This window comes from Streptomyces sp. ST2-7A, from assembly GCF_021390475.1.
In the GTDB taxonomy this organism is placed as follows: Bacteria; Actinomycetota; Actinomycetes; order Streptomycetales; family Streptomycetaceae; genus Streptomyces.
The window spans coordinates 92,647-109,150 of the sequence record NZ_JAJUWS010000018.1; the positions used below are offsets into that span (position 1 = coordinate 92,647).

Sequence of the window (16,504 nt, forward strand, 5' to 3'; positions counted from 1 at the left end):
CGAGCACCCAGTGAACTACGCCCCGGGGGTATCGGGCAACGCGACGCCGAAAACCGTTGTCATCCCCTCTGACCTGCGCTTTCCCCTGTCTCTGTGACCTGCGCGTTCTCCGGCGCGGAGGTGGTCGCGAGCCGTCCCTCGCGGGCGGAGACGAGCATCTCCCGCATGTCGTGCGCGGCCGTGAACCCCAGCACCTCGCGGGCCCGGTCCACGGCGGCCACCACCCGTGCCGGGTCCCCGGCGCGCCGGGGACCGACCACCGGCTCGACCTCCGGCCGGCCCACCGCCTCGGCCGCCAGCACCGCCAGCTCCCGCACCGAGACCCCCGTGCCGGTCCCGATGTTCACCGTCAGGTCCGACCCCGCCGCGGCCCCCGTCAGGTACCGGGCGGCCGCCAGGTGGGCCGCCGCCACGTCCGCCACGTGCACGTAGTCCCGCACACAGGTGCCGTCGGGGGTGGCGTAGTCGTCCCCGTGGATCACCGGGGCCTCGCCACGGGCCAGCCGCTCGAGGAAGATCGGCACCACGTTGGAGCGTCCCCGGTCCGCCAGTTCCGGGCGGGCCGTGCCCGCCACGTTGAAGTACCGCAGGCAGGCGGTGGCGAGGCCGTGCGCCGCCCCCGTGGCCCGCACCAGCCACTCACCGGCCAGCTTCGTCTCCCCGTAGGGGTTCACCGGCCGACAGGGGGTCTCCTCGGTCACCGGCCCGTCCCCCGGCGGTGTGCCGTAGACGGCGGCGGAGGAGGAGAGGAGGAAGCGCCCCACCCCCGCCGCGACCGCCGCCTCCAGCAGCACCGTGAGGCCGTGCACGTTGTCCCGGTAGTACAGCAGCGGGTCGGCCACCGACTCGGCGACCTCCTTGCGCGCGGCCAGGTGCACCACCCCCTCCACCGCGTGCTCCGCCAGCGTCCGGTCCAGCAGCGCCCGGTCCGCCACGGAGCCCCGCACCAGCGGAACCCCCTCCGGGAGGCGCCCGGCCACCCCGGAGGAGAGGTCGTCCAGCGCCACCACGGACTCCCCGGCCTCCGCCATGGCCCGGGCCACGTGCGCCCCGATGTAGCCGGCACCGCCAATGATCAGCCACGTCATGTCCGGCAGCCTACTGCCGGGCGCCGCGCGGCCCGTCGCCCGGCCGGCCCACCCGGGTGTCCGGTGTCCGAACCCGGCCGGACACCGCGGGGGAGAAGTCGGTGATGTGGGCAACCCGACAGCGGTGAAGCCGAGGTGAACACCCTCCCGTTCGATCGGATAGCCTCAGCCCCCGTATCCCGGCCCCGTGTCCGGCGCCCGGCCCGGTCCCGCCGCCTGCGCGGCCGTGGCGCGTCCCAAGGAGTGAGTTCAGCTGTCGATCGCCATCCTCATCGGTGACCCCCCGGCCGGTTCGGCCCTGGAGGACCACCTGCGGGCGCTCGGCTTCACGCCGCGCCCCGTCGAAGCGGGCGCCGCCGGGCACGCCTCCCGGGCCGCCCGGGCCGTGGAACGGGAGTTGGCGGGGGTGCCCGCCGGAACCCCGGTCGCGGTGGTCGACGCCGATCTCGTCGGACATCGACACGCCCTGCGGCTGGCCCTCACCGACCCCCGCTTCCCGGCGGCGGCCGTCCCCGGCGTGCTGCTGGTGCGACCCGGGGCCCGGGCCGCGCTGGCCGACGGCCTGGAGGCGATCGCCGGGGCCCGCCCCGGCGACACCCGCCTCCTGGACCCGGACACCCCGCTGCCCGACCTGCTGGCGACCCGGGCGGAGGAATCGGGCACGGCCGTCCACCGGCCCGCGCTCGGCACGCTGGTCGCCGCCGTCTCGCGCACCGCCGCGGAACGCGCCGCCGCCGAGGAGGGGATCGTGGCCGTCGACGACGAACGGGTGCGCCTGGACTCGGCGGTCAAGTCTCGCGACGGCTTCTTCACCACCTTCGCGATCAGCCCCTGGTCCCGGTACCTGGCCCGCTGGTGCGCCCGCCGCGGCCTGACCCCCAACCAGGTCACCACCGCCTCCCTGGCGGTGGCCCTGATCGCCGCCGGATGCGCCGCGACCGGCACCCGCGGCGGCTTCGTCGCCGCCGGGGCGCTCCTGCTGTTCTCCTTCGCGCTGGACTGCGCCGACGGACAACTGGCCCGCTACACCCTGGCCTACTCCACGCTCGGCGCCTGGCTGGACGCCACCTTCGACCGGGTCAAGGAGTACGCCTTCTACGCCGGTCTGGCGATCGGGGCCGTGCGGGCGGGGGACGACGGGACCATCTGGACCCTCGCCCTGGGCGCGATGGTGTTGCAGACCTGCCGGCACATCGTCGACTTCGCCTTCACCGAGAGCACCGCCCCGCCCCCCGCCGGCACCCCGCCGGGCGGGACGGCCCCGGCGACCGACGCCGATGCCGCCGGACGCGCCGCCGCGCTCTCCGGCCGCCTGGACCGGGTGGGTTGGACGATCTGGCTGCGCCGCATGATCATCCTGCCGATCGGCGAGCGCTGGGCCCTGATCGCCCTCCTCACCGCCCTGACCACCCCGCGCGTCACCCTCGTGGTCCTGCTGGTCGCCGGCGGTTTCGCCGCCTGCTACACCACCGCCGGCCGCGTCCTGCGCTCGCTGCGCCCGCGCACCGTCACCCCGGAGGCCGCCCGCGCCCTGGAGATCCTCACCGACAGCGGCCCCCTGGCCGATGGTGTGGCCCGGCTCGGCGCCGGACACCGCCGCCCCGGCGGCTTCGCGGCCCCGCTGTGGGCGCTGGCCGCCGTCCTCCTGGCCCCGGGCGCGCTGCTGTTGCCCGGCGTGGCCGGAGCCGTCTGGACGCCGCTGCTCGCCCTCGGGTACGCGGTGTGCGCGGGCCTGGCCGTCGCCGCGCCGCCCACCGGTCGACTGGACTGGTTGCTGCCGCCGCTGTTCCGCCTCGGCGAGTACGGCACCGTCCTGGTGCTCGCCGCACACGCCCGGGGCGGGGATGACGGGTGGGTGAACGCGACCCTGCCGGCCGCTTTCTGCCTGGTGGCCGTCACCGCCTACCATCACTACGACACGGTGTACCGCCTGCGCGGCGGTGCCGGGGCGCCGCCCCGCCGACTGGTCCTCGCCCTCGGGGGCCACGAGGGCCGGGTCCTGCTGGTCGTCGCCGCCTCCGCCCTCTGGGCGGCGGGAGGCGCCGGCCTGACCCTCACCCTGGCGATCGCGGCCGCCGCGCTCGCCGTGGTCGTGCCCGCCGAGAGCGTCCGGTTCTGGACCTCCTCCTCGGCGCCCGCCGTCCACGACGACGCGGACCCGACCGACCCCCGAACCGACACCCCGACCGACGACACCGCCGGCCGCCGCGACAACGGCCCCGACGGAACAAGGGAAAACGGAGTACCCGCATGATCGGCCTCGTGCTCGCGGCAGGCGCCGGACGGCGTCTGCGTCCCTACACCGACACCCTGCCCAAGGCACTGGTGCCGGTCGGGCCCGAGGGGGCCGAGGCGGAGGGAGCCGTCCCCGGTGAGGCGAAGAGCGTCCTGGACCTCACCCTCGCCAACTTCGCCGAGGTCGGCCTCACCGACGCGGCGATCGTGGTCGGCTACCGGCGCGAGGCGGTGTACGAGCGGCGCGCCGCCCTGGAGGCGCGGTACGGCGTGAAGCTCACCCTCATCGACAACGACAAGGCCGAGGAGTGGAACAACGCCTACTCCCTGTGGTGCGCCCGGGACGCCCTGCGCGAGGGCGTCATCCTCGCCAACGGCGACACCGTCCACCCGCCCTCGGTCGAGCGCGCCCTGTTGGAGGCGCGTGGCGGTGACCGCCGGATCATCCTGGCCCTGGACACCGTCAAGAAGCTCGCCGACGAGGAGATGAAGGTCGTCGTCGACCCGGCGAGCGGGGTGCGCCGCATCACCAAGCTGATGGACCCGGCCGAGGCCAGCGGCGAGTACATCGGCGTCACCCTCATCGAGTCCTCCGCCGCGGCCGACCTGGCCGACGCGCTGAAGGTCACCTTCGAGCGCGACCCCGACCTGTACTACGAGGACGGCTACCAGGAGCTGGTGAACCGGGGCTTCCGCGTCGACACCGCCCCGATCGGCGAGGTGGCCTGGGTGGAGATCGACAACCACGCCGACCTGGCACGCGGACGGGAGATCGCATGCCGGTACTGACCCGGCTCATCCCCTCGCCGGTCACCGTCGACATCCGCCCCGGCGCCCTGGCCGACCTGGCCGGACTGCTCGCCGACCAGCGCATCGCCCCCACCGGCAAGCTGGCCTTCGCCATCAGCGGTGGCTCCGGCCGCCGGCTGCGCGAGCGGCTGGAGCCCACCCTGGAGGGCGCCGAGTGGTTCGAGGTCGGCGGCGGCACCCTGGACGACGCGGTCGAACTCGCCGGCGCCCTGAAATCCGGCCACTACGACGCGGTGGTCGGACTGGGCGGCGGCAAGATCATCGACTGCGCCAAGTTCGCCGCCGCCCGGGTGGGACTGTCCCTGGTGGCCGTGGCCACCAACCTCTCCCACGACGGTCTGTGCTCGCCCGTCGCGACCCTCGACAACGACGCGGGCCGCGGCTCCTACGGCGTGCCCACTCCGATCGCCGTGGTGATCGACCTGTCGGTGATCCGGGAGGCCCCGCCCCGCTTCGTGCGCTCCGGCATCGGCGACGTGATCTCCAACATCTCGGCCGTCGCGGACTGGGAGCTCTCCCACCGCGAGACCGGCGAGGCGATCGACGGCCTCGCCGCCGCCATGGCCCGCCAGGCCGGCGAGGCCGTCCTGCGGCACCCCGGGGACTGCGACGACGACGACTTCCTCACCGTCCTCGCCGAGGGACTGGTACTCACCGGCATCTCGATGTCCATCGCGGGGGACAGCCGCCCCGCCTCCGGCGCCTGCCACGAGATCAACCACGCCTTCGACCTGCTCTTCCCGCAGCGCCGCGCCCCCCACGGCGAGCAGTGCGGGCTCGGCGCCGCCTTCGCGATGCACCTGCGCGGGGCGGGGGCGAAGACCGGGTTGATCATCGAGACGCTCCGCCGGCACCGCCTGCCGGTGCTCCCCACCGAGATCGGCTTCGACCCGGAGGAGTTCCTCCGGGTCGTGGAGTACGCCCCGCGCACCCGCCCCGGGCGCTACACGATCCTCGAACACCTCGACCTGTCCACCGACCAGATCAGGGACGCGTACGCCGACTATGTCGACCTCGTCAACACCATCGACGCCGGGCGGCCCCGGGACCGGGAACGACCCGCGGGGGACGACGGGGAAGGACGGCCCGAGCCGACCGCCCCGGCCCTCCATCGCTGAACTGCGTCCGGTCGTCCACCCCGAGGGGATCAAGGACCGCCGCAGCGGGGAGCACTGGGCCGGCCGGCTCTACATGCGGGAGATCTCCCTGCGGTGGACCCGCCTGCTGGTGAACAGCCGGATCACCCCCAACCAGCTGACCCACCTCATGGTGCTCACCGGGGTCGGCGCCGGCGCGGCCCTGCTGATCCCCGGCATCCTCGGCGCGGTCCTCGCCGCGTTGCTGATCCAGCTCTACCTGCTGCTGGACTGCGTGGACGGCGAGGTCGCCCGCTGGCGTCGGCAGACCTCGGTGACCGGCGTCTACCTGGACCGGATCGGCCACTACCTCGCCGAGGCGGCGCTCCTGGTGGGCTTCGGCCTGCGCGCGGCCGACCTCTTCGGCCGCGAGGGCGCCGGCGGTGAGTGGATGTGGGCCTTCCTCGGCACCCTCGCCGCGCTGGGCGCCATCCTCATCAAGGCCGAGACCGACCTGGTGGACGTCGCCCGCAGCCGCAGCGGGATGTCGGCGGCGCGCGAGGAGGCGGCCGTGCCGCGCTCCTCCCGGGTCGCGCTGGCCCGTCGGGCCGCCGCCGCGCTGAAGTTCCACCGGCTGGTCGGCGGGGTGGAGGCATCGCTGTTCATCCTCGTGGTCGCGATCGCCGACCTGATCGCGGGCGGGCTGTTCTTCACCCGGCTCGGCGTGGTCGTGCTGGCCGCCGTGGCGGTCCTGCAGACCGTGCTGCACCTGGTCTCCATCCTCGCCTCCAGCAGGCTGCGGTGAGCGGCGCGGAGCCGACCGGGCCGGCGGGGCGGGAGCGGGTCCGCCTCGGCGCGGTGATCATCACCATGGGCAACCGCCCCGCCGAGCTGAACGCCCTCCTGGACTCCGTCGCGGACCAGAAGGGCGAGCCGATCGAGGTCGTCGTCGTCGGCAACGGCGCCCCGCTGCCCGATCTGCCCGAGGGCGTGCGCAGCGTCGAGCTGCCGGAGAACCTCGGCATCCCGGGTGGTCGGAACGTCGGCGTCGAGGCGTTCGGCCCCGCCGGGGAGGAGGTCGACGTCCTGCTCTTCCTCGACGACGACGGTCTGCTGCCCGACCCCGAAACCGCCGAGCGGGTCCGTGACGCCTTCGCCGCCGATCCCCGCCTGGGCATCGTCAGCTTCCGCATCGCCGATCCGGGGACCGGCGTCACGCAGCGTCGGCACGTTCCCCGACTGCGGGCCTCGGACCCGGAGCGCTCCTCGCGGGTCACCACCTTCCTGGGCGGTGCCAACGCCGTGCGCACCCGGGTCTTCGCCGAGGTCGGCGGTCTGCCGGACGCCTTCTTCTACGCGCACGAGGAGACCGACCTGGCCTGGCGCGCGCTGGACGCGGGGTGGGGCATCGAGTACCGCGCCGACTGTGTGCTGCACCACCCCACCACCTCACCGGCCCGGCACGCCGTCTACCACCGCATGGTGGCCCGCAACCGGGTGTGGCTGGCCCGCCGCAATCTCCCGCTGCCGCTGATTCCGGTCTATCTTTCGGTGTGGCTGCTGCTCACCCTGCTCCGCCGTCCCTCCCGGGCCGCCCTGGGGGCCTGGTTCGGCGGGTTCGCGGAGGGCTGGCGGACCCCCTGTGGTCCGCGACGTCCGATGCGCTGGCGGACCGTGTGGCGGCTGACCCGACTGGGCCGCCCCCCGGTCATCTGACAAGCTCGGATCTGAGAACATCCATCCACCGACGCGACCGGGAACTCCCGACGGGACCCGGACGTCGCCGGTTCTGTCGGCTGTGACCAGCGAGGACGAGAGTTTTCCACGTGAGCGAGACAACGCACGAACGTGCGACACCCGGCCCGTCGGGGCCCGGGGAATCCCACCTCACCCCGGCGGAACTGGCCGCCCGCCACGGACTGACCGTGAGCGGGGCCCGGCCCCCGCTCACGGAGTACGTCCGGCAACTGTGGGGGCGTCGCCACTTCATCCTGGCCTTCTCCCGCGCCAAGCTGTCCTCCCAGTACAGCCAGGCCAAGCTGGGGCAGCTCTGGCAGGTGTTCACCCCGCTGCTCAACGCCTTCGTCTACTTCCTGATCTTCGGTCTGCTGCTCGGCGGCCGAGGAGGGATGGAGATGGACGAGTACATCCCCTTCCTCGTGATCGGCGTCTTCGTCTTCACCTTCACCCAGCAGTCGGTGATGAGCGGGGTCAAGGCGATCTCCGGCAACCTGGGCCTGGTCCGGGCCCTGCACTTCCCCCGGGCCTCGCTGCCGCTGTCCTTCTCGCTGCAACAGCTCCAGCAACTGCTCTACTCGATGATCATCGTGGTGATCGTGCTGCTGGCCTTCGGGTACCACCCGACCTGGACCTGGCCGCTGATCGTCCCGATCCTGCTGCTGCAGTTCGTCTTCAACTCCGGACTGGCGATGATCTTCGCCCGGCTGGGCAGTCACACCCCCGACCTCGCCCAGTTGATGCCCTTCGTGCTCCGGACCTGGATGTACGCCTCCGGCGTGATGTTCCCGCTCCAGTACATGGTCAGCCGGAACGTGCCGGGCCCGGATTGGATCGCCGATGTCCTGATGGCCAACCCGGCGGCGGTGTACATGGAGCTGATGCGCTTCGCGTTGATCGACGGACCGCACCACCAGAGTCTCGCTCCGCACTTCTGGTTTCTGAGTGTCGGCTGGGCGCTGCTCTTCGGTATCGGTGGGTTCGTGTACTTCTGGAAGGCGGAGGAGCGGTACGGCCGTGGCTGAACTCAAGGACACCACCCGCGAGGGGGCGGACACCGCCCCCGCGACCGGCGGGAACCCTCCCGCGACCGAAGCCGCCGAACCCCCGGTCCCCACCGTCATCGCGGAGGACCTGCACATCGTCTACCGGGTGCAGGGCGGCCGGCAGAAGGGCAACGCCGCCGCCGCGCTGCGCCGCATCCTGCGCCGCGAGCCCTCCGGCCGGGTCCGTGAGGTGCACGCCGTGCGCGGTGTCTCCTTCATCGCCCACCGGGGCGAGGCGATCGGTCTGATCGGCTCCAACGGCTCCGGCAAGTCCACCCTGCTGCGCGCCATCGCCGGTCTGCTCCCGGCCGAGCGCGGCCGGGTCTACACCAACGGCCAGCCCTCCCTGCTGGGCGTCAACGCCGCCCTGATGAACGACCTCACCGGCGAGCGGAACGTCATACTCGGCGGCCTGGCCATGGGCATGTCCCGCGAGGAGATCCGCGAGCGCTACGACGAGATCGTCGAGTTCTCCGGCATCAACGACAAGGGCGACTTCATCACCCTGCCGATGCGCACCTACTCCTCCGGCATGCAGGCCCGGCTCCGCTTCTCCATCGCCGCCGCCAAGCAGCACGACGTGCTCATGATCGACGAGGCGCTGGCCACCGGCGACAAGAAGTTCCAGAAACGCTCCGAGGCCCGCATCCGCGAACTCCGGGCCACGGCCGGTACGGTGTTCCTGGTCAGTCACAACAACCGGACCATCGAGAAGACCTGCGACCGGGTGATCTGGCTGGAGAAGGGCGAGCTGGTCATGGACGGCCCGACCGAGCCCGTCCTCAAGGCATACGCGGAGGAGAACGCCAGGTAACCGGTCGCGCCGGTGCGACGGGGAAGAATGTCGATGAACAGCAGCACCACGGCGGGCGCCGACGGCACCGCCCACCCCACGGACACCGCGCACCGCGCCCCGGCCCCGGATCCCACCGGGGCCACGTTGCGCAAGGCGGCGCGGGAGAACTTCCCCGTCGCCCCGGCCTTCCTGCCCCCCGCCTGGCGTCACGGCCTGATGGCCCTGTACGGCTACGCCCGCCTGGTGGACGACATCGGCGACGGCGACCTGGCGCCCGGCGGATCCGACGCCGCCCTCCTGCTGGGCACCGACCCCCGGGCGGCGCGGGAACGGGGCGAGGAGGTCCCGGTCGACCCGATGCCCCCGGCCGAGCGGCTGGTGCTCCTGGACGCGCTGGAGGCGGATCTGGACCGGGGGCTGGCGGGTCGCTCCCCCCGGCACCCCCTCCTCGCCGCGCTGGGTCCGGTGGCGCGCGAGCACCGGCTCCCGGAGGACTCGTTGCGCGCGCTGATCGAGGCCAACCGTCTCGACCAGCGCGTGCACCGTTACGCCGACCGCGCCCAGCTGCTGGGCTACTGCGCCCTGTCCGCCGACCCCGTCGGCCGGCTGGTCCTGGCGGTGACCGGCACCACCACACCCGAGCGGGTCCGCCGCTCGGACGCGGTGTGCACGGCGCTGCAGATCATCGAGCACCTGCAGGATGTCGCCGAGGACCGCGCCCGGGGCCGGATCTACCTCCCGGCCGAGGACATGCGTCGTTTCCGGGTCGATCCGGACGACCTGCTGGCCCCCACCGCGAACGCCTCCCTGCGGGCCCTGATCGCCGTCGAGGCGGAGTGGGCCCGGGGACTCCTGGCCGAAGGGGTGCCGCTGGTCCGGGACACCGGGGGACGGCTGCGACTGCTGTTGGCCGGGTTCGTCGGCGGGGGACGGGCGGCCCTGCGAGGGCTGTCCGCCGCCCGCTGGGACGTCCTGGCGGGTGCGCGGAGGGCGGGCCGGCGGGACCTGGCCTCCTCCTGCCTGGCCGTCCTGCGCGCCGCCTCCCGCCCGCCGGAGGGCCCGCCGGGGGCCGCCGGGGGCCCCTCCGACCCCTCCGGCCCCGGTCCTTCCCCCGACCCCGCCCCCTCGTCCCCGAGCAGAAACGCGAGCACCACCCCGTGACCCGAAGCCCGCGGCCGGCCCCGGCCGTGACCGCCGCCCACCGCTACTGCGAGACCGTCACGGGTCTGGAGGCCCGCAACTTCTCCTACGGCATCCGTCTGCTGCCGACTCCCAAGCGCCACGCCATGTCCGCCCTGTACGCCTTCTCGCGGCGGGTGGACGACATCGGCGACGGCACCCTGCCGTCGGAGGTCAAGGAGGCCCGGCTCAAGGAGTGCCGGATCCTGTTGGAGCGGATCCGCGCCGGGGAGATCACCGAGGACTGCACCGACCCCGTCGCCCTCGCCCTCGCCGACGCCGCGCGCGCCTTCCCCATCCCGGTGGACGCCCTGGACGAACTGGTCGACGGGGTGCTGATGGACGTGCACGGCCGCCGGTACCACACCTGGGACGACCTGCGGGACTACTGCCGGTGCGTGGCGGGGGCCGTGGGCCGGCTGTCCCTCGGTGTCTTCGGCACCGTCGCCGGCGCCCCCGACGCCGACCGCGCCGCCCAGCGGGCCAACACCCTCGGGCTGGCCCTCCAGCTCACCAACATCCTGCGCGACCTGCGGGAGGACGCCCGCAACGGCCGCACCTACCTCCCCGCCGAGGAACTGCGCCGCTTCGGCTGCCAGGACGGCTTCCGGGCCGCCGCGCCGCTCCCCGGTGCCGACTTCACCGGTCTGATGCGCTTCCAGGTGCGCCGCGCCCGCGACCTCTTCGCCGACGGGCTGCGCCTGCTGCCCCTGCTGGACCGCCGCTCCGGCGCCTGCGTGGCGGCGATGGCCGGCATCTACCACCGTCTGCTGGACCACATCGCGGCCGACCCCGCCGCGGTGCTGCGCGGTCGGGTCTCGCTCCCCCCGGCGCAGAAGGCACTGGTCGCCGTGCGCGGACTGACCGGCCTGGACGCCCGTCGCGCCGCCCGCGGGTACCCCGCGTGACCCCGCCCGTGCCCTCATCCGCCCTTCCCGCCCCGGGGCCCACCGGTGGCGGCGGAGTCCCCGACACCGGGGGAGCCGTGGACCCCGGACGTGTCCTGGTGGTCGGCGGGGGGCTGGCCGGGGTCACCGCCGCCCTCGCCCTCGCCGACCGGGGTCACCCGGTCACCCTGGTGGAGTCCCGCCCCCGGCTGGGCGGCCTGGCCTTCTCCTTCACCCGGGACCGGGAGCCCGGACCGCTGACCGTGGACAACGGCCAGCACGTCTACCTGCGCTGCTGCACCGCCTATCGGGGCTTCCTGCGCCGGGTGGGGGCCGAGCACCTGGCGCCCGTCCAGCCCCGGCTGGACGTGCCGGTGCTCGACGCCCGCACCGGCCGGCTCGGCCGGCTGCGCCGCTCCGGGATGCCCGCCCCCCTGCACCTGGCCGGGGCCCTGGCCCGCTACCCGCACCTGTCGCCCGCCGACCGCGCCTCGGTGGTCCGCGCCGCGCTCGCGCTGCGCCGGCTGGACCCGGAGGACCCCGCGCTGGACCGACACTCCTTCGGATCCTGGCTGCGTCGGTACGGGACCGGGCCCACCGCCGTGGCGGCGCTGTGGGACCTGGTGGGGGTGGCCACGCTCAACGCCCGCGCCGACGACGTCTCGCTCGCGCTGGCCGTGATGGTCTTCCGCACCGGTCTGCTGAGCGAGAAGGGGGCCGCCGACATCGGCCTGCCGCAGGTCCCGCTGGGGGAGATCCACCACCACCGGGCCGGTCGGGCCCTGGAGCGGGCCGGGGTCCGGGTGCTGACGCGCACCCGGGTCCGCGGACTGCGCCGGCGGTCCGACGGCGGCTGGTGGGCCGACCTGCGCGCCGTGGACGGGCCCGCCGACCCCGGCGCGCCGGCGGGTTCCGGGAACGGGATCGGCGCCGACACCGTGGTGCTGGCCCTGCCGCAGGACGCCACCCGCGCCCTGCTGCCGCCCGGCGCGCTGTCCGACCCCGATCGCCTCGGGGAGTTGGGCACCGCCCCGATCCTCGACGTGCACGTGATCTACGACCGACCGGTGTCGCGCGAGCCCTTCCTCGCGGTGCTCAACTCGCCGGTGCAGTGGGTCTTCGACCGCACCGTCGCCTCCGGGCTGGCGGCCCTGCCCGACGCCGGGGCGAGTCAGTACCTCGCGCTCTCCCAGTCGGCGGCGGGGGAGGAGATCGACCTGCCGGTCGCGGTCCTGAGGGAGCGTTACCTGTCGGCCCTCGCCAGGGCGTTCCCCGGCGCGCGGGAGGCCCGGGTGCGGGACTTCTTCGTCACCCGTGAGCGCGAGGCGACCTTCGACCCGGCCCCGAACACCCGTCGCCTGCGGCCCGGTCCCGTCACCGCCGCGCCCGGCCTGTTCCTCGCCGGCGCCTGGACGGCCACCGGCTGGCCCGCCACGATGGAGGGAGCGGTGCGCAGCGGTCTGGCCGCCGCGAAGGCGGTGGGGGCGCCCGGTGCCGGGCTTCGGATCGCGGTGCGCGGTGCCGCTCCGGTCCCCGGAGACACCGGGAGCGCCGGGACCGGCGGGGACACCGGGGCCGGCGAGTCGGCCGGTGGGGGGGCGAACCCCCACGGCGATACCCCGCCCGCCGCGTCCACGACCACCCCGCCGACGGAAGCCCGGGATGCCGGTGACCCCCGGGGGACCCCGACCCCCACCGGCGGGAGGCCCGACCGGGGCGCCGATCCGCCCCGGGGCCCCCGCCCCGCCCCGACCGTTCCGGGCCCCGCCCCGACCGCCCGGCCGGAAACCGACGTTCGTCCTTCCGCATCCATCGAGGAGCCCCAGTGAAGTCCACCGCCCCCGACACCACCGCAGTCCGGGAGCTTCTGGAGGAGGGTCGCGCGCTGGCCGGCCCCGCCCTGCGGGCCGCCGTGGACCGGCTCGCGCCGCCCATGGACACCGTGGCCGCCTACCACTTCGGCTGGATCGACGCCGACGGCCGTCCCGCCGACGCGGACGGCGGCAAGGCGGTCCGTCCCGCCCTCGCGGTGCTCTCCGCCGAGGCGGCCGGCGCCGCCCCCGCCGTCGGGGTGCCCGGCGCGGTCGCGGTCGAGTTGGTCCACAACTTCTCGCTGCTCCACGACGACCTGATGGACGGTGACGAGCAGCGCCGGCACCGGGACACCGTGTGGAAGGTGCACGGCCCGGCCCACGCGATCCTCGTCGGTGACGCGCTGTTCGCCCTGGCCGGGGAGATCCTGCTGGTGGAGGGCGGGGAGCACGCGGCCCGGGCCGCCCGGCGACTCGCCTCGGCGACCCGCCGGCTGATCGACGGCCAGGCCCGCGACATCAGCTTCGAGCACCGGGAGATGGTCGGTGTCGAGGAGTGCCTGCGGATGGAGGGGGACAAGACCGGCGCGTTGCTGGCCTGCGCCGCCTCCATCGGGGCGGTCCTGGGCGGGGCCGACGACCGCACCGCCGACGCGCTGGAGGCGTACGGCCACGATCTGGGTCTGGCCTTCCAGGCGGTGGACGACCTGTTGGGCATCTGGGGCGACCCCCGCTCCACCGGCAAGCAGACCTGGAGCGATCTGCGCCGACGCAAGAAGTCGCTGCCGGTGGTCGCCGCCGTGGCGGCGGACAACGCCGCCGCCCGTCGGCTGACCGCGCTGCTGACGGCCGACGCGAAGAAGTCCCCCGTCGAGTTCCAGGACTTCGACGAGACGGAGTTCGCCGAGCGGGCCGCGCTGATCGAGGAGGCCGGCGGGCGGGAGTGGACCGAGGCCGAGGCACGCCGTCGGCACACGGCCGCCCTGGCCGCCATCGAGGACCTGTCGATGCCCGACCGGGTGCGGGACCGCTTCCGGGCGCTGGCCGACTTCGTGGTCATCCGCGAACGCTGATCCGTCGGGCCCCGGGGCACTCCCCGGGGCCCGGGGTCATTCACGGGACCGGTGTGCCGTGGTCCGGTCGGCGCGACTCAGTGGAGGAAGGAGTCGCGCAGCCGCTCCCGGTGCTCCGGACCGATGCCGAGTCCGTCCCGCAGGTAGGCGTCGGTGTCGCCCCAGTCGACGGTGATCTGGTCGAAGGCGGCCTGCAGGTACTCCTGCCGGGCGTCGAAGAGGGGCGCCAGCAACTCCACGACCTCCTCGGAGAGTCCGCCCTCGGCGTTCTTCCCCCGGGTGATCCGGTAGCGGTTGATCCCGATGTTGGACTTCAGGTAGTCGGCGATGATGGCCTCCCGCTCGACCCCCAGGGCGATCAGGGCGATCGCGACGGTCAGGCCGGCGCGGTCCTTCCCGGCCGCGCAGTGCATCAGCACCGGCACGCTGCCGCCGGCGAGTGACCGCAGCACCCGGCCGTGCTCCTCGCGCCGCTCACGGATCATCATCCGGTAGGACGACACCATCCGGCCCGCCGCCCGGCCGTCCTCCAGCTCGGCCCGCAGCTGCGCCAGCTGACCGTGCCGCACCATCCGCCAGAAGTCGGCGCCGTCGGCGGGATCGGTGAGCGGCAGGTTGACGTTCCGCACGCCCGGCAGCTCCACGTCCGCGCCCTCCAGGGCCTGGTCGGCGGCGTTGCGGAAGTCGAAGACGGTGTGCAGGCCGAGCGAGTCCAGGGCCCGACGGTCCTCCTCGGTGGCCTTCGCGAGGTGTCCGCTGCGGAAGAACCGACCGGGACGTACCCGCCTGCCGTCCCCGGTGGGGAGGCCACCCAGGTCGCGGAAGTTGCGCACTCCGGTGAACACCGGCTCTGCGGACTGCTGTGTCACGGTTCCTCCTCGTCGTGGGTCCTCGACCCGGCGCGGCCGACGGCGCCCGAACGCCTCGACCCTACGACACCGGCTTTTCCCTGCCGAGAGTGCGGACGAGCCCCGTCGGAGCGGTGCCCGGGTACGACGGGCACGGTGGCGCGTTCCCGTCCCCCGGGCGGACACGGCGGACGCGGGGGAGCCCACCGGGCGGGGCGGGGGAGAGGGGTTCGGGGGAACGGACGCGGCGCCGGAGCCGGGGCGGGGGAAAATCCCCGGGTCGGGACCGGTGCCGGCCGATACCGGTGTGACGTTATGATCGCGACGGTTCGTTTGCGGAACCCGGCCGGCATCCCGGTCGTGACGTCGCCCTCCGGGGGACGGGATGTCGACCGTGGAACCGGGCCGGGAGCGACGTGCGTGGGGCGAACACCGTGAACGCGACCGCCCCTCGATCCGCCCGTTCCGCCGCGCACCCCGACCGAACGACGATCCCCTTCGGCGTTCCGGCCGCCCCCGCACCCCGTGCCGGCCGGGACGGTCGCCCGTGACCCGCAGCCCCGACGACGCCCCGAGGACGCCGATGCCCCAGACGCAGCGCCAGGCGGCCGATCAGGGAGAGGACGTCCCCGCCGCCGACGACACCTCCCGGGCCGCCGTGCCCGGTCCCTCCCCGCGTCCCGTCGGCCTCCGGGACCGCCCGGCGCCCCTGCGCCCCACCGCCGGTGACATCCGGGCCCGGGGCCGTGTCCTGCGCCTGACCGTGGTGCCCGCCACCCTGGTCGCCGCCATCGCGACCGCGACCGTCACCTTCCTCCTGCGTGCCGGCGACACCGCCGAACGGGTGGCCGAGGGACCGCTGTGGGCGGTGCTGGGCGGTGCCCTCGTGCTGGTCTGCGTGGTCGTGGCCGCGGCCGCCTACCTCGCCGCCGGCGAGAGCCGGGCCCAGGTCGCCCGGGTCATCGCGCTGCGCCGCCACACCGCTCGCGCGCGCGGCGAGCTGAGGGAGGTTCTGGACCGCGTCGAACGCGGGGAGCGGGTCCGACCCCCCGCCGACCCACCGCCACCGCCACCGGGCGGGGCCGGGAACCTGGACCTCCTCGCCCACGAGATCGCCATGGACCGGTACGCCGCCCACGACGCGATCGCCCGGGCCACCTCCGTGGTCCGCGAGAGGGCCGGCGGCAGCGACGAGAAGGTCGAGGTCTTCGGCAACCTGGCCCGCCGTCTGCAGTCCCTGGTCCACCGGGAGATCGAGCAGCTGGACGAGCTGGAGAACCGGGTGGAGGACCCGGAACTGCTCAAGGGGCTCTTCCAGGTCGACCACCTGGCCACCCGCATCCGCCGCTACGCCGAGAACCTCGCCGTGCTCGGCGGCGCCGTCCCCCGCCGACAGTGGACCCGCCCGGTCGGCATGACCGAGGTGCTGCGCTCGGCGATCGCCGAGGTCGAGCACTACTCCCGCGCCAAACTCGTCCCGCCGGTCGAGGGCACCCTGCGCGGCCACGCGGTCGCCGACGTCATCCACCTGCTCGCGGAACTGGTGGAGAACGCCACCACCTTCTCCGCACCGCAGACCGTGGTACTGCTGCGCTCCCAGCACGTCACCGCCGGCCTCGCCATCGAGGTCGAGGACCGGGGGCTGGGCATGCCGCCCGACGAGCAGATCCGCATGAACGCGCTGCTCTCCGGCGTCGAGCGGATCGAGGTCGAGGAACTGCTGAGGGACGGGCGGATCGGCCTGTTCGTCGTCTCCGAGCTGGCGCGCCGGCACAACATCGTGGTGCAGCTGCAGAGCAACATCTACGGCGGCGTCCAGGCGGTCCTGGTCATCCCGCGCGAACTGCTGGGCGAGCCCCTGCCCGGGGACGAGCCGGCGTCCGCGGACACGGCCCCCGCTCCCGCCCCCGAGGGGCGC

General features: G+C 74.5%; 13 protein-coding genes and 1 pseudogene. 12 read left to right on the top strand and 2 right to left on the bottom strand.

The window, feature by feature from the left end; all coding sequences use genetic code 11:
* Window positions 1–59 precede the first annotated feature (59 nt).
* Window positions 60–1,088 carry a UDP-glucose 4-epimerase GalE gene (galE, locus tag LZF96_RS13210; protein WP_233870729.1) on the bottom strand — a complete coding sequence of 343 codons (1,029 nt, stop codon included), beginning with the start codon at window positions 1,086–1,088 and terminating at the stop codon, window positions 60–62.
* Window positions 1,089–1,341: 253 nt separating this feature from the next.
* Between galE and LZF96_RS13215 the strand changes: the two genes are divergently transcribed.
* The 11 genes and pseudogenes from LZF96_RS13215 (at window position 1,342) to LZF96_RS13265 (ending at window position 13,738) form a co-directional block, all read left to right on the top strand.
* Entirely contained in the window at window positions 1,342–3,342 is a 2,001-nt protein-coding gene (locus LZF96_RS13215) for a DUF5941 domain-containing protein (protein WP_233870776.1), read from the top strand.
* Window positions 3,339–4,112, top strand: coding sequence for a sugar phosphate nucleotidyltransferase (locus LZF96_RS13220; protein WP_233870732.1), 774 nt, complete (start codon window positions 3,339–3,341; stop codon window positions 4,110–4,112). Before LZF96_RS13215 ends, LZF96_RS13220 begins: the two co-directional genes overlap by 4 nt.
* Window positions 4,100–5,158: pseudogene (locus tag LZF96_RS13225) on the top strand (iron-containing alcohol dehydrogenase family protein); the annotation flags it as partial. The gene LZF96_RS13220 and the pseudogene LZF96_RS13225, both read left to right, overlap by 13 nt.
* Before the next feature lie 166 nt (window positions 5,159–5,324).
* On the top strand, window positions 5,325–6,014 hold the full coding sequence (locus tag LZF96_RS13230) for a CDP-alcohol phosphatidyltransferase family protein (protein WP_233870735.1): 690 nt from the start codon (window positions 5,325–5,327) through the stop codon (window positions 6,012–6,014).
* Window positions 6,015–6,079: 65 nt separating this feature from the next.
* Window positions 6,080–6,925: a glycosyltransferase family 2 protein gene (locus LZF96_RS13235; protein WP_233870779.1), complete on the top strand. Its 846-nt coding sequence runs from the start codon at window positions 6,080–6,082 to the stop codon at window positions 6,923–6,925.
* A gap of 110 nt (window positions 6,926–7,035) precedes the next feature.
* Complete coding sequence (locus LZF96_RS13240; RefSeq protein ID WP_233870738.1) at window positions 7,036–7,971, top strand: ABC transporter permease; 936 nt, start codon at window positions 7,036–7,038, stop codon at window positions 7,969–7,971.
* Between the two features lie 97 nt (window positions 7,972–8,068).
* A complete protein-coding gene (locus LZF96_RS13245; RefSeq protein ID WP_233870781.1) occupies window positions 8,069–8,806 on the top strand; it encodes an ABC transporter ATP-binding protein in 738 nt (245 codons plus the stop codon).
* A 33-nt stretch (window positions 8,807–8,839) separates the two neighbouring features.
* On the top strand, window positions 8,840–9,949 hold the full coding sequence (hpnC, locus tag LZF96_RS13250; protein WP_233870742.1) for a squalene synthase HpnC: 1,110 nt from the start codon (window positions 8,840–8,842) through the stop codon (window positions 9,947–9,949).
* Window positions 9,946–10,875, top strand: coding sequence for a presqualene diphosphate synthase HpnD (hpnD, locus tag LZF96_RS13255; RefSeq protein WP_233870746.1), 930 nt, complete (start codon window positions 9,946–9,948; stop codon window positions 10,873–10,875). The genes hpnC and hpnD overlap by 4 nt, the downstream gene beginning before the upstream one ends.
* A 77-nt stretch (window positions 10,876–10,952) precedes the next feature.
* Window positions 10,953–12,683: a hydroxysqualene dehydroxylase HpnE gene (gene hpnE, locus LZF96_RS13260; protein WP_374203218.1), complete on the top strand. Its 1,731-nt coding sequence runs from the start codon at window positions 10,953–10,955 to the stop codon at window positions 12,681–12,683.
* Window positions 12,680–13,738 carry a polyprenyl synthetase family protein gene (locus tag LZF96_RS13265; protein ID WP_233870751.1) on the top strand — a complete coding sequence of 353 codons (1,059 nt, stop codon included), beginning with the start codon at window positions 12,680–12,682 and terminating at the stop codon, window positions 13,736–13,738. Before hpnE ends, LZF96_RS13265 begins: the two co-directional genes overlap by 4 nt.
* Window positions 13,739–13,815: 77 nt before the next feature.
* Here the strand turns inward: LZF96_RS13265 and LZF96_RS13270 are convergent, their stop codons facing one another.
* On the bottom strand, window positions 13,816–14,607 hold the full coding sequence (locus LZF96_RS13270) for a tyrosine-protein phosphatase (RefSeq protein ID WP_233870757.1): 792 nt from the start codon (window positions 14,605–14,607) through the stop codon (window positions 13,816–13,818).
* Between the two features lie 562 nt (window positions 14,608–15,169).
* On the opposite strand from LZF96_RS13270, the gene LZF96_RS13275 reads away from it, so the two are divergent.
* Window positions 15,170–16,504, top strand: a 1,335-nt coding sequence (locus tag LZF96_RS13275; protein WP_233870760.1) for a sensor histidine kinase KdpD, incomplete at its 3' end; no start/stop codon positions are given.